We start from the raw sequence: 13,065 nt of genomic DNA, 5'->3' as shown, positions 1-13,065 counted from the left end.
CGCTCCCGTCCTCCGGCCACCACGTCGTTCCGGCCGCCCCTCGCCTTGTTTCGGCCGGGAGGCCCCGTACGGATGCAACCGCGCGGATGCAACCGCCGGAGCGGGAGGGCGCGAAAACTCTACTGACGGCACCGCCGATCACGGAACCGGCCGCCGATCACCGAAGCGTCCGCCGACCACCGACCGAAGGAGCACCGCGCATGACGACGACCCGCAGGACCGTCTGGTGACCGCGGGCGGGCCGGTCGTGGTCGTCGGCGCGGGCCTCGGCGGCCTGGCCGCCGCCATGCGCCTCGCCGGAGCCGGCCGTGAGGTGACGGTGGTCGAGGCCTCCGACGCACCGGGCGGCTGCTGCGGCACGGCCGCCCTGGGCGAGCACCGCGTCGACACCGGCCCCTCCGTGCTGACCATGCCGGGGGTGCTGGCCGACGCCTTCGCCGCGGCCGGGCAGGACATGGAGCGCTGGCTGCCGCTGCGCCGGCTCGACCCGTACTACCGGCTGACCTTCCACGACGGGTCGAGACTTGACGTGGTCGCGGGCGCGGACGCCATGGAGGACCAGGTGCGGGAGCTGTGCGGGCCCGCGGAGGCCGCCCGTTACCGCCGGTTCCGCCGGCTGCTCGGAGAGATGTTCGAGGCCGAGTGGGGCGCGTTCATCGACCGGGACATGACCCGGCTGCGCGCGCTGGCCCGGCCGTACGCGCTGGCCCGGCTGACCGCGCTCGGCGGCTTCCGCCGGCTGGACCGCCTCGTGCGGAGCCACCTCACCGACGAGCGGCTGATCAGGGCGCACACGTTCCAGTCGCTGTACGTCGGCAGGTCGCCGCAGCGCGCGCTCGGCGTGTACGCGGTGATCGCCCACATGGACACCGTCGGCGGGGTTTACTTTCCCCGCGAGGGCGGCATGCACGCCGTCCCCCGGGCCATGGCCGCCGCCGCGGAGAAGGCCGGGGCGGTCCTCCGGTACGGCGTGCGGGCCACCCGGATCGAGACCGACGGCGCCGGGGTGACGGCCGTACGGCTCGACACGGGCGAGCGGCTCGCGGCCCGGCACGCGGTGGTGGCCTGCGACCTCGTCCGGGCCCACGGCGCCCGCGGCGACGGCCTGCTGCCGGAGGAGGCGGCCGACTGGCGGCTGCGCCGTCCCCGGTTCTCCCCTTCGTGCCTGGTGGCGCACTTCGCCCTCGACCGGCGGCCGGACGGCCAGGCCCACCACACCCTGCACTTCGGGCGGGAATGGCGGGCGACCTTCGGGGCGCTGGAGGCCGGCCGCCCGCAGCCCGACCCGAGCCTGCTGGTGACCTGTGCACAGAACCACGGGCCACACGACCACCACGGGCCACACGACCACGGGCCTGACGACCACGGGCCCGGCGGCGCGGGCCGCGCCGTGCTGAGCGTGCTGGAGCCCACCGCGAACCTGGAGGGCGGCGCGGACTGGGCCGCCCTCACCCCCCGTCTGGTGGACCGCATGCTCGACCGGCTCTCCGGCCTCGGGTACGGCGACCTGTCCGGGGCGCCCCGGCTCGTGTTCGATCCCCCCGCCTGGCGGCGGCGCGGCCACTCCGCTGGCACGCCGTTCGCCCTCGACGCCCGTTTCACCCAGACGGCCTGGTTCCGGCCGTCCGGCGCGGCCCGGCGGGTCCCCGGCCTCCACTTCGCGGGCATGTACACGGCCCCCGGCGTCGGGGTGCCGCCCGTGCTGATCTCCGGCCGCCTGGCCGCCGAACGCATCCTGGAGAGCACTCCATGAGAACGTCGTCCCCTCCGTCGTCCGCCACGCTGACGGCGGCCTATGAGCGGTGCCGCAGGCTGCACGCCCGCTACGGCCGCTCCTACTACCTGGCCACCCGGCTGCTGCCCTCCTGGAAACGGCCGCACGTCCACGCGTTGTACGGCTTCGCCCGTTACGCCGACGAGATCGTCGACTCCTTCGGGATGAGCGGCGACCGGTCCCAGGCGCTGGAGCGGCTGGCCTCCCGGCTGACCGCCGCGCTGGGCGGGGAGCCGGTCCGCGACCCGGTGCTGCCCGCCTTCGCGCACACGGTCAGGGCTTTCGGGATCGACCACGCCGACGTGGGGGCGTTCCTGGCGTCCATGCGGGCCGACCTGTCCGTGGGCAGGTACGCGACGTACGACGACCTGCTGGGTTACATGGAGGGCTCGGCGGCGGCCATCGGGACGATGATGCTGCCCGTGCTGGAGCCCCTGCCCGGGGAGGACGAGCGGGCCCGCGAGCCCGCGCGGCAGCTCGGACTGGGGTTCCAGCTCACCAACTTCATCCGCGACGTGCGCGAGGACCTCGCGCGTGGCCGGATCTACCTGCCGCTGGCCGACCTCGACAAGTTCGGCGTGACCCCGGCCGACCTCGCCGCGCCGCACGCCACCCCGGCCGTACGCGACCTCGTGGCCCTGAACTGCGAACGCGCCCGCGACCACTACCGCCGGGCGTGGGAGGGGATCGCGCTGCTCGCGCCGTCGTCGCGGCCCTGCATCCGCGCGGCGTACGAGCTGTACGGCGGGATCCTGGACGAGATCGCGGCGGCCGGTCACGACGTGCTGGCGAGGCGGGCCACGGTGCCGCGCGGGCGGAGGCTCGCGATCTTCACCCGGAACCTGCTCGCGGCCCGCGCCGCCGCGCAGGCCGAGCGCCGGGTGGGGGTGGCCTGACATGCGGGACGTGCCGAACGCCTCGCCGGTCGTGGTGGACGCCATGGGCGGAGACCACGGACCCGCCGAGATCGTCCGGGGGGCGGTCCAGGCCCGGCGGGAGCACGGCGTGCCGGTCGTCCTCGCCGGCCGGGCGGGCGTCGTGCGCGCGGAACTGGCCCGGCTCGGGGCGGTCGGCGAGATCGACGTGGCGCACGCCGACAACGTCGTCCCGATGACCGAGCGCGGCGCGGGGGCGGTCCGCATGGCCCACTCCAGCCTGGCCGTCGGGCTCGGCCTCGTCCGGGACGGAGCCGGCGCGGCCTTCGTGTCGGCCGGGTCCACGGGAGCCGTCGCCGCCTGCGCGACCGACCGGCTGGGCCCCGCGCCCGCCGTACTGCGCCCCGCGCTGGCCGTGGCGCTGCCGACGACGGCGGGCGGGGCCACCGTGCTGATCGACGCCGGCGCCACCGTGGACCCCACTCCCGAGATGCTCGCCCAGTTCGCCCTGCTCGGAGCGTCGTACGCGCAGCTCGTGCTGGGCGTGGCGGAGCCCCGCGTGGGGCTGCTGTCGATCGGCGCCGAGCCCGGCAAGGGGAACCGGCTGACCCGCCGGGCCGAGACCCTGCTGCGCGACCTGCCGCTGCGCTTCCACGGCCCGGTCGAGGGCGGCGACGTGCTCACCGGGCTGGCCGACGTGATCGTGACCGACGGCTTCACCGGCAACGTCGTGCTGAAGAACGTCGAGGGCACCGTCCGGGCCACACTCGCCCTGCTGGCCACAGAGGTCGGCGCGGGGACCGGCGCTGTGGCCAGCGCGGGAGTCGGCGCGGGAGTCGGCGCTGTGGACGGCGCGGGAGCCGGCGCAGGGCTCGGCGCCCAGGACGTGGCCGGTCCCGAGGCGCTGCGGCGGGTGGCCGGTCGCTACGACCCGGAGACACACGGCGGCGCGGCGCTGCTGGGCCTGACCGGCACCGTCGTGGTGGCCCACGGCTCCTCACGGGCCTCGACCATCGCGCGAGCCTGCGTCGTGGCCCACGATCTGGCCCGGGGCGAGGTCGTAGCCCGCCTCGGCGATCGTCTCGCCGTCCGCCCCGCCCGTTGAGACAGCGGTGAGACGGCGTGAGGCGGCCGTGACCCATGGTGACACGGGGGTGAGACCGTCACGACCCTGGCGCCGCGCCCGGCGGGCGACCGGCGCCCGGGTCGGCCTGGGGGCCGGCGAGAAGGGTGGCGAGGGGGTCGGCCCCGTCCCAGGTGCCCGTGCTCGCGTACGGCATGAACCGGGCGAACAGCTCCTCGGAGTACCAGTCGTGCGCGCGGACACGCTCGATCACCTCGCGGTGCGCGCGGCCCGCGTAGGCGAACACGCGTACGGCGGCGGCGTCACGCCACAGGGAGAAGGTCGCCTGCCGCGCCAGCGGCCACTCCCCCAGCCCGACCGAGGCGAGGCAGCCCTCCTGCGCCCGCAGGAGCCGGTCGACGGAGGGGACGGACCGATAGAACGCCAGGAGCCGCGACGGCCTGATCGACGCCCGGGTCAGCACCGCCACCGGTCCGCCACCCGCCCGCTCGCCCGGAGACCCCGCAGGCGAGGACGCCCTTTCCCGAGCGGCAAGGCGCTCCAGGCCCGAGGGCTCCCGCCCCTGTGCGAGACGTTCCGCGCCCGAAAGCCCTGTCCCCTGAGCGAGATGCTCCAGGCCCGGCGGCGTCATGCCCTGGATCGGGTGCTGCCCGGTCCGAGGAGTGAAGGGCGCAGGAGTAAGGGGCGCTGGAGCGAAGGATGCGGGGATGAACGGCTCGACGCCGTTCCAGCGGCCGCGCGAGGAGATCGGCGCGAGCCGTACGTGCCAGGTCTCGACAGCCTCGCGCCGCCAGCGCGCCGGGATGGGCGAGCACTCCAGGAACTCCTCCAGCGCCCGCTCGTCCCGCCACACGGCCAGCAGCGCCCAGCGGCGCAGGTCGGCGCCGAGCGTCGTGGACGGTCCCCGGCCCGTGCCGAGCAGCCGCCAGAACAGCAGTCCGGGGGTCCGGCGCAGCACCGGACGGTCGAAGGCCATGTGGCGCATCGCCCCCCGATCCGCGTACCTGTGGAGGTGAAATGTGACGACGCTCCCGCTGCTCGTCCCCTCGTTCGTTTCCGCGCCGGCTCCCTCGCCGGCTCCCTCGCTCGTTCCGCTGCTCGTCGCGGTCATCGGCGGCTACCTTCTCGGCTCGATCCCGGTTGCGGTGCTGGTCGCCGGGCGGCGCGGCGTCGATCCCCGTGAGGAGGGCGACCGCAACCCCGGCTTCTGGAACGTGCGCGAACGGCTCGGCGCGCGGGCGGCGGCGCCCGTCTTCGCCGGCGACATGGCGAAGGGCGTGGCCGCCGGGCTGCTCGGCCTGGTGGCGGGGGGCGCCCACACGACGGCGCTGGGAGTGGTCACCGGCCCGAGCGTCTCCGCCGCGTATCTCGCGGTGGGAGCGGCGATGCTCGGCCACGCGTGGCCGGTGTTCGCCGGGTTCCGCGGCGGGCGGTCGGTGCTGACCTTCGCCGGGGGGATGGCCGTGATCTGCCCGCCCGCGTTCGTGCTCGCGCTCGCCGTCCTGGCGGTGACGCGGCTGGCCACCGGGTCGTTCGCGCTGGGCGCCAGGGCCGGGGTGTTCGCGATCCCGGTGCTGCAACTGGCCTTCTCGCCGATCGGGCACGTCGCCGCCACGGGCGCGCTGATGTGCCTCATCGGTCTCCGCTTCGGGCAGGCGGCGCTGGCCGCCCGCCGCCCTTGACCGGCATGACCTGAGTGACCTCTCCAGCCGGCGAAGCGTGCGCGCCCTTCGCGACGCGCGCGTCCTGGGGAGCTTGCCCGGGCACCGGAGGCTTCGTGACCTCGGCAGACGCCGGGGCGGTCCGCGTGGCGTGACCTGTTGTCCGCGTCGCCGGGGCGATCTGCGTCGCGGGGGCGATCTGCGTCGCGGGGGCGATCTGCGTCGCGGGGGCGATCCGCGTGGCGGGGACGGTCCGCGTGGGGAAGGCTGACGTCGGCGCTGTGGGGTAGGCGCGGTCACGCCAGGTGCGCACGGGCCGCAGGGTCGCCTGCGTCAGCCGTACGGCGGCCGCCGGGTCGAGCAGCAACGACAGCGCCACCCCCATCCCCGGCCGGGCATAGGCCGGGCGCAGGGCGGTGGTGAGCAGCAGCCGCACGGCGAGCAGCCCGAGATCCAGCCGGGTCGGCCGTCCGGCGGCCAGGCGGAGCACCGGCAGCGCGGCGGCGAGCCAGACGACGGCGAGGTCGGCGGCCTGCCAGGCGGGATGGGTGACGTCGCCCAGCGGCAGCGACCGTCCCCATTCCCGCCACACCTCGGCGGCCGACTCGTGCATGTCGACCTCCAGCAGATCCCGGGCGTCGAGGAAGCCGACCTTCCAGCCGTCCGCGGCGAGGGCCCTGGCCAGGGCGACGTCGTCGGTCATGTGCCGCCGGACCCGGGCGAAGCCGTCGGCCCGGAGCATCGCCTCACGGCGGAAGGCCAGGCACTGGCCGTTGGCCATCACCCGGTGCGGAGGCGGCGGGACCGGAGGACCGATCGGGCCGAACCGGTACACCAGCGTCGCCAGGAACGAGGCGTGCAGAGCCTGCTCGGCGAGTCCGTCGCAGACGAAGCGCGGACCGGCGCTGACCAGATCGTGGTCGTCCAGTGCGGCGGCCAGGGCCGCGAACAGGCCGGGCCGGGGCCGCGTGTCGGCGTCGAGCGTCACCACGATCTCGCCGCGCGCCTCCCGCAGCCCCTGGTGCAGCGCCCACTGCTTTCCCACCCAGCCGTCCGGCAGCGGCCGGCCCGGCACCACGCGGGCGCCGAGCGCGGCGGCGAGGCGGGCCGTGCCGTCCGAGGACTCGTCGTCCACAACGATCACCTCGGTGACGGCCGGATCGGCCGGCAGCGCGCGCAGGCAGGGCCCGAGGCGGTGCTCCTCGTTCCTCGCCGGGATCACCACGGATATCGCCGGACCCCCGCCGCCCGGCGTCCCGCCACTCCGGGTCCCGCCGCCAGCCGGTTCCGTGGGCAGGGCGGGCGGGTGGAGCGGGGGCAGGCGCCGGCGTCCGCGGGCGAGCCGCGCGAGCACCACCAGGGCGGCGGCCGCCTGGGCGGCCCCAACTATCCTCCGGCCTGTCGTCACGGTTACGCCCTTCCCCGTCGCCGGTCGGAGCGGGTGAAGTCGCGGGCCACGAGTTCGGCCACGATGCGCCCGCCCATCGCCACCAGCGGCAGGCCACCCCCAGGGTGCGCGGACCCGCCCACGAGGTAGAGGCCGCGCCGGGGCCCCCGGTTGCCGGGACGGCGGAAGGGGGCGAGCGGGCCTCCGTACGCGCCGCCGTAGATGGCACCGCCCCAGGCGCCGTACCGGTCCCGGAGGTCGGCCGGGGTCAGCAGGTCGAGGAAGCGCAGCCGCCCGGACAGGTCGTGCCCCCGGCTCGCCAGGCGCTCCAGGACGAGTTCCGCGTACGCCTCGGGCGGCATCGGCCACCGGGCCGGGTCGCCGGCTGGGACGTTCACCAGCATGCTCCAGCTTTCCGCACCGGCGGGGGCCATCGTGGCGTCGTGCACGGACGGGCAGCCGATGTAGACCGTGGGGTCCTCCGGTGGCCGCCGCCGGTCGAAGATGTCGCCGAACTCCCGCCGGTAGTCGCCGGAGAACACGATCGAGTGGTGGGGCATGTCCTCCGTGCGGCCCTCGACGGCGGCGAGCATCAGGAAGGCGGATGAGGACAGGCCCAGCCCGGCGATCCGGCGCAGCCGGGCGCGGTCCGGCAGGAGCCGCCCGTAGAGGGAGGCCGCGTCGGCGTTCACGACCACGACGTCGGCGCGTACCACCTCGCCTCCTGCCGTGCGCACGCCGCGGACCCGGTCCGCGTCCGCGATCACCTCGGTGATCTCGGTCTCCGTCCGGACCTCCACGCCCGCCTTGTCGAGCGCCGCCGCCAGCGCGTCGGCGAGGCGGGGCAGCCCGCCCCGGACGTACCACCCGCCGTCGCCGTGCTCGATCGCGGGGACGCAGCCGAGGGCGGCGGGCGCGCGGTAGGGATTCGATCCCGCGTAGGTCGCGTAGCGGTCCACGTACTGGCGCAGGCGGGCGTCCCGGAAGAATCCGCCCGCCAGCGCGTCCAGGGTGCGGCCGGGCGCGACCGCGAACAGGTCCCCCAGGCGGGCCCGCGGGAGCGGCCCGCCCCTCCCGCCGCCTCCCACGCCACCGGCCCGCGAGCCGTCTCCGCCCACGCCACCGGCCGCCGCGCCGATCCCGGACGAGACGCCACCCGGCCGTCCGGGCGCGGAGCCGTCCCGCCAGGGGGCCGGCGGCTCGACGACGGGCCCGGTCAGCGGTCCCGCGAAGAAGGTGCGCATCGCGGCGTCCAGGCACCGCTCGGCCCAGCGGTGGTACGCCCGCCAGTTGCGGCCCTCGCCCGGCGCGAGCCGGTCCACCTCGCCGGCCGTGCGGCCCGGGTCGCGGTACGTGGACAGCACCGAGCCGTCCGCGAAGCGGTACCGGCACAACTCGTCGAGTTCGAGCAGGTCGAGCGGGACGCCGAGGTCCAGGAAGAGGCCGGGCAGCGTGAGCAGCGAGGGCCCGATCGAGAACGTGAAGCCGTCGCGCCTGTGCTCGGCCAGCTTGCCGCCGAGCCGGGGCAGCCGCTCGTGGATCCGCACGTCGTGCCCGTCCCGCGCGAGCAGCAGGGCGGCCACCATGCCGCCGACGCCGCCCCCGACCACGATCACCTCCGCCATGTGCCCCTCCAGGCGAGCAGCGCGCACGTGCCCATCGCGACCCCTCCGGCGGCGGCCACCAGCGGGTCGGGCGGCCGGAAGACCACGGCGAAGCCGATGGTCTCCATCACCGCCATCACCGTGTAGAGGGCGACCAGCCCGGTCGCCCCCGCCTGCCCGCCCACGGCACCCCGTCGCGGGGCCGCCGCCGGGGCGGGGTGGTGCGCGATGCGTTCGATCAACGTCATGACCAGGAGCGAGACCAGCAGCCATCCGGCGAAGTTGCCGAGCGGCACACCGCGGTACGGCCCGGGCTCGGCCCAGACCCACAGCCCGAGCCGGAGCATCTGGGGATCGAGGAAGAGGTCCCACGCGGTGAGCGCGACGGCCCCGGCGCAGACCCGGGCCACCGCGCCGTACGGCACGGTACCGCCAAAGACGGTGCCGCCAAGGGCGGTACCGCCAGGGACGGCACGGGCGGCGACGGCGTGGGCGGCCAGGCCCATGCCGCCCCATGCGAGGGCGACGATCAGCGGGACTCCGCCGGGCCGCGGCCACAGCACATCGGTGTAGTGGTAGTCGCCGAAGGGCAGACCCGTCCGCGTGCCGATCCACTCGGCGGCGTAGCCCGCCGCCACCGCCGCCCCGAACGCGCCCGCCGCCCTGCGCGGCGTGGTGGCCGCGGAGGCGAAGGCGAGCGCGCTCGCCGCGACCAGCACCACGACCACGGTGGTCAGGCGCAGGTCATCGGGCCGCAGGCCGGTCGCGATCTGCGCGGCCACCATGACGCCGAGCAGCACGGCGCCGCCGGCGTTCAGCCACCACCGCGGCGGACGGGGCCCGCCCCGCCGTCGCAGGGTCGGGCGGGAGGCATCCGGCGGCTCCGGCGCTCCCGGCACCGGCGACGGCCCGCCGGCCGCTCCGTGGTCCGGCCCGCCCGGCCGTCGCGAGGGCGGCCGGCCGCCACGCCGTGCGGGGGGCCTGCCGTCCGCCTCGGCCTCCCGCTTCTCAGCGGTCTCCCATCTCTCCACGTACGGTCATTCGAACGGACCCCGGCGACCGGATGCCCCGGGCGGCCACAACCTCACCTCACCGCCTCGATCGCCGATGACCCGAGGACTCCGCCGCCTCGGCGGCCGCCTCCGGCCCGCCGCCGGTCAGGCCGGTGGGGCGGTGCTCCCGCGTACGACGAGGTGGGTGGCGAGCTCGATGCGGTGGTGTTCGGACGTGTCGCCCGCGCTGACGGCCATGACGAGTTCCGCGGCGGCGGCGCCCATCTTGGCCAGCGGCTGATGGACGGTGGTCATCGGCGGGTCCGTCCAGTGGGCGAGCGGCAGGTCGTCGAAGCCGACGACGCTGAGGTCGTCGGGCACGCGCAGCCCGGCCCGCAGGGCCGCCTGGTAGACCCCGAGTGCCTGCAGATCGTTGCCGGCGAAGACGGCGGTGGGCCGGTCGGGGAGGGCGAACAGCGCTCGCGCCTCGGTACGGCCGGTCTCCACGTAGAGCGGACCGGTCCGCAGGTAGCGGGGGTCGACGGGCACGCCCGCGGTCTCCATCGCCGCGCGGTAGCCGTCGAGCCGGGCGCGGCAGCACATCAGCGCCGCCGGGCCGTTGATCATCGCGATCCTGCGGTGCCCGAGCTCCAGCAGGTGGCGGGTGGCCGACAGGCCGCCGTTCCAGTTCGTCGCGCCGACCGAGGGGACGCGATGGCTCGGCTCGCCGTGCGGGTCGAGCGCGACGAGCGGGATGGACCTGCTGGCGAGCTGGGCGTACTCGTGGTCGCTCAGCTCGGCGGAGACGGCAATCACACCGGTGGGGCGCCGGGCCAGGACCTCCTCGATCCACTCGCGGTGCGGGGAGTTGTGCCCGTGCATGTCGGTGACGGCCACGGTCAGGCCGTAGGACTGGGCGACCTCGTTGACGCCGCGGATGAGCTCCAGCGCCCACAGGCTGTCGAGGGCCTGGAAGAGGACCTCGATGATGGCCGCGGGCTCGGTCCTCTCCGGCCGGCGCTGCCAGCCGTGCTCGCGGATCAGTTCCTCGATCCGGCGCCGGGTGGCGACCGACACGCCGGGGCGTCCGTTGATCACCTTGGACACGGTCGGCGGGGACACCCCGGCCAGCCTGGCGATCTGCGCGACCGTGATCTCCTGGCGGCGCCGCGGTCCTAGCTCGGTGGGAAGGCTTGTGCCGGTCACACGCGAGAGTTTAGAGAGTCCGCGAAAGCGTTCGTGAAATATTCAGAATCGTTCGCCGGCCCGATCCGATGACCTGCGGGTGTGAAACGCGTGCGGTTGAGGAATGTCCCCCGGCCACGCCTCCCCCTCATGATGCGGTCACGAAACATAAAGGCCGGAGGTGTTAATCATGAAGAAGCCAGGATGGACGCGTCGCCCCCGAGCGGCGCTGTCCCTGGCACTTGCCGTCGGCGCGGCGTCGGTCGCCGTCGTGACCGCGACGAGCCCGGTGCACGCCGTCACGCGGCCGCCGCTCGGGCAGAACATCAAGGTCAACCAGGTCGCCTACGCGCCGGGCGCGGCCAAGCAGGCGACCGTCGTCAACTCCTCCACATCGCCGCTGACGTGGAGCCTGCTCAACGGCTCCGACCAGGTGGTGGCGACCGGGACCACGACCGTCTTCGGGCAGGACTCGCCGTCGGGCGACAGCGTTCACAAGATCGACTTCTCTTCGTACACCGGGACGGGCACGAACTTCGTGCTCACCGTGGGCAACGAGTCCAGCCGGCCCTTCGACATCGGCGCGGACGCCTGGAAGAAGCTGCCGTACGACGCGCTCGCGTTCTTCTACCACCAGCGCAGCGGCATCGCGATCAACGGTCAGTACGTGGGCGCCCAGTACGCCCGGCCCGCCGGGCACCTGAACGTCTCCCCCAACCAGGGCGACAACAACGTGCCCTGCCGCACGAGCTGCGGGTACAGCCTGGACGTCCGCGGCGGCTGGTACGACGCCGGCGACCACGGCAAGTACGTGGTGAACGGCGGCATGTCGGCATGGCAGCTCGTCAACGTCTACGAGCGGGCCAAGTATGTCTCCGGCGCCGACCCCGCGGCCTTCGGCGACGGCACCATGGCCATTCCCGAGCGGGGCAACGGCGTGCCCGACATCCTCGACGAGGCCCGCTGGGAGATCGACTTCATGCTGAAGATGCAGGTCCCGGACGGGAGGTCGCTGGCGGGCATGGCACACGCCAAGATCCACGACCAGGCGTGGACCGGCCTGCCGCTGCGGCCCGACCAGGACCCCCAGCCCCGGCTGTTGTCGGCGCCCACCACCGCCGCCACGCTGAACCTCGCCGCGTCGGCCGCGCAGTGCGCCCGCGTGTGGGCCTCCATCGACTCGGCCTTCTCCAGCCGCTGCCTCACCGCCGCGGAGAAGGCGTACGCGGCGGCCAAGGCCAACCCGTCCATCATCGCCCCGAGCAACGACGACCAGGGCGGCGGCTCGTACGTCGACACCAAGGTGACCGACGAGTTCTACTGGGCGGCCGCCGAGCTGTACGTCACCACGGGCAAGCAGACCTACCGCGACGCCCTCACCGGCTCGTCCCTCTACTACGGCAGGAGCTTCACCAACGAGGGCGCCCAGTGGTCGGAGGTCGGCTCGCTCGGCGACATCACGCTCGCGCTCGTCCCGAACGGCCTGACCTCCACGATCGGGACGCAACTGCGCAACCGTTTCGTGAGCAACGGTGACACCCTGCTCACCGCGATGCGCAACCAGGGCTATCCCGTGCCGTTCGCCCCGTCCGGCGGCGGCTACATCTGGGGCTCGAACAACCTCATCCTCAACAACGCCGCGCTGCTCGCGCTCGCCTACGACTTCAGCGGGCAGGAACGCTTCCGCAACGGGGTGTTCGAGACGATGGCCTACGAGTTCGGCCGCAACCCGCTGGGCCAGTCGTACGTGACCGGGTACGGCGACCAGCCCTCGCGCAACGTCCACCACCGGTTCTGGGCCCACCAGCTCGACTCGTCGCTGCCGATCGCGCCGCCCGGCGCGCTGGCCGGCGGCCCCAACAGCGGGCTGCAGGACCCGGTCGCCCAGGAGAGGCTCGGCGGGTGCAAGCCGCAGAAGTGCTACCTGGACGACATCAACGCCTGGTCGGTCAACGAGGTCGCGATCAACTGGAACGCGGTGCTGGCCTGGGTGAGCGCCTGGACCGCGGAGAAGGCCGGCGCCTCCGCGAGCCCGTCGCCGTCGGCTTCCCCCTCGGAATCGCCCAGCCCCAGCCCGTCTCCCTCTCCCTCGCCGAGCCCCTCGCCGAGCCCCTCGCCGTCGCCCTCACCTTCGGCGAGCCCTTCCCCGTCGCCCTCACCCTCGGCGAGCACGGGTAAGGCGTGCACCGCGACGTACGCCGTCACCAGCCAGTGGCCCGGCGGCTTCGGGGCGACCGTCACCGTGAAGAACACCGGCACCATCGCCACCAGCGGATGGACGGTCGCCTGGACCTTCCCCAACGGCCAGACGATCACCCAGCTCTGGAACGCCTCGCACACGGTGAACGGTTCGGACGTGAAGGCCGTGAACCTGTCCTGGAACGGCGCGCTCGGCGCCGGCGCCTCCGCCTCGTTCGGCTTCAACGGCTCCTGGAACGGCACCAACTCGAATCCGTCCCAGGTGACCTGCACGGCCGTCTGACAAGCACGGGCGTCTGACGAG

At 74.7% G+C, this 13,065-nt stretch carries 10 protein-coding genes and 2 pseudogenes; 6 read left to right on the top strand and 6 right to left on the bottom strand.

What is annotated here, in order from left to right; all coding sequences use genetic code 11:
- Positions 1-226 precede the first annotated feature (226 nt).
- The 3 genes from HHX40_RS10230 to HHX40_RS10220 are packed head-to-tail and all read left to right on the top strand — an operon-like array spanning position 227 to position 3,754.
- Positions 227-1,753, top strand: a complete 1,527-nt coding sequence (locus HHX40_RS10230; RefSeq protein ID WP_182880318.1) for a phytoene desaturase family protein — start codon at positions 227-229, stop codon at positions 1,751-1,753.
- Entirely contained in the window at positions 1,750-2,670 is a 921-nt protein-coding gene (locus HHX40_RS10225; protein WP_182880317.1) for a phytoene/squalene synthase family protein, read from the top strand. Before HHX40_RS10230 ends, HHX40_RS10225 begins: the two co-directional genes overlap by 4 nt.
- Position 2,671: 1 nt before the next feature.
- Complete coding sequence (locus HHX40_RS10220) at positions 2,672-3,754, top strand: phosphate acyltransferase (RefSeq protein WP_182880316.1); 1,083 nt, start codon at positions 2,672-2,674, stop codon at positions 3,752-3,754.
- A 58-nt stretch (positions 3,755-3,812) separates the two neighbouring features.
- Here the strand turns inward: HHX40_RS10220 and HHX40_RS36460 are convergent, their stop codons facing one another.
- Positions 3,813-4,709 (bottom strand): spheroidene monooxygenase, encoded by an 897-nt coding sequence (locus HHX40_RS36460; protein ID WP_259403400.1) that lies wholly within the window; start codon positions 4,707-4,709, stop codon positions 3,813-3,815.
- A gap of 43 nt (positions 4,710-4,752) precedes the next feature.
- On the opposite strand from HHX40_RS36460, the gene HHX40_RS10210 reads away from it, so the two are divergent.
- Positions 4,753-5,415 (top strand): glycerol-3-phosphate acyltransferase, encoded by a 663-nt coding sequence (locus HHX40_RS10210; protein ID WP_310738019.1) that lies wholly within the window; start codon positions 4,753-4,755, stop codon positions 5,413-5,415.
- Here the strand turns inward: HHX40_RS10210 and HHX40_RS10205 are convergent.
- From HHX40_RS10205 to HHX40_RS10190, 4 genes are all read right to left on the bottom strand, one after another.
- Positions 5,366-6,619, bottom strand: coding sequence for a glycosyltransferase (locus HHX40_RS10205; protein WP_310738018.1), 1,254 nt, complete (start codon positions 6,617-6,619; stop codon positions 5,366-5,368). The genes HHX40_RS10210 and HHX40_RS10205 overlap by 50 nt on opposite strands.
- Before the next feature lie 185 nt (positions 6,620-6,804).
- Entirely contained in the window at positions 6,805-8,406 is a 1,602-nt protein-coding gene (locus tag HHX40_RS10200; RefSeq protein WP_182880314.1) for a phytoene desaturase family protein, read from the bottom strand.
- Complete coding sequence (locus tag HHX40_RS10195; protein ID WP_182880313.1) at positions 8,394-9,416, bottom strand: carotenoid biosynthesis protein; 1,023 nt, start codon at positions 9,414-9,416, stop codon at positions 8,394-8,396. Before HHX40_RS10195 ends, HHX40_RS10200 begins: the two co-directional genes overlap by 13 nt.
- Positions 9,417-9,542: 126 nt before the next feature.
- Positions 9,543-10,583 (bottom strand): LacI family DNA-binding transcriptional regulator, encoded by a 1,041-nt coding sequence (locus HHX40_RS10190; protein ID WP_208758875.1) that lies wholly within the window; start codon positions 10,581-10,583, stop codon positions 9,543-9,545.
- 169 nt (positions 10,584-10,752) lie between these two features.
- Between HHX40_RS10190 and HHX40_RS10185 the strand changes: the two are divergent.
- A pseudogene (locus HHX40_RS10185) lies at positions 10,753-12,543 on the top strand (glycoside hydrolase family 9 protein); the annotation flags it as partial.
- Here the strand turns inward: HHX40_RS10185 and HHX40_RS38155 are convergent.
- Positions 12,483-12,824 (bottom strand): hypothetical protein, encoded by a 342-nt coding sequence (locus HHX40_RS38155; protein ID WP_396787745.1) that lies wholly within the window; start codon positions 12,822-12,824, stop codon positions 12,483-12,485. The pseudogene HHX40_RS10185 and the gene HHX40_RS38155 overlap by 61 nt on opposite strands.
- Between HHX40_RS38155 and HHX40_RS38150 the strand changes: the two are divergent.
- Positions 12,757-13,044, top strand: a pseudogene (locus tag HHX40_RS38150) (cellulose binding domain-containing protein); the annotation flags it as partial. The gene HHX40_RS38155 and the pseudogene HHX40_RS38150 overlap by 68 nt on opposite strands.
- Positions 13,045-13,065: the final 21 nt, after the last annotated feature.

It is taken from the genome of Microbispora sp. H10949 (genome assembly GCF_014161435.1).
GTDB lineage: Bacteria > Actinomycetota > Actinomycetes > Streptosporangiales > Streptosporangiaceae > Microbispora > Microbispora triticiradicis.
This window is presented reverse-complemented; position numbering and strand designations above follow the sequence as displayed.

Excerpts from the sequence above, each read along its gene's own strand:
- HHX40_RS10225 (WP_182880317.1), top strand. The coding sequence starts at position 1,750 with ATGAGAACGTCGTCCCCTCCGTCGTCCGCCACGCTGACGGCGGCCTAT.
- HHX40_RS10220 (WP_182880316.1), top strand. The coding sequence starts at position 2,672 with ATGCGGGACGTGCCGAACGCCTCGCCGGTCGTGGTGGACGCCATGGGC.
- HHX40_RS36460 (WP_259403400.1), bottom strand. The coding sequence starts at position 4,709 with ATGGCCTTCGACCGTCCGGTGCTGCGCCGGACCCCCGGACTGCTGTTC.
- HHX40_RS10200 (WP_182880314.1), bottom strand. The coding sequence starts at position 8,406 with ATGGCGGAGGTGATCGTGGTCGGGGGCGGCGTCGGCGGCATGGTGGCC.
- HHX40_RS38155 (WP_396787745.1), bottom strand. The coding sequence starts at position 12,824 with ATGGTGCCGGTGTTCTTCACGGTGACGGTCGCCCCGAAGCCGCCGGGC.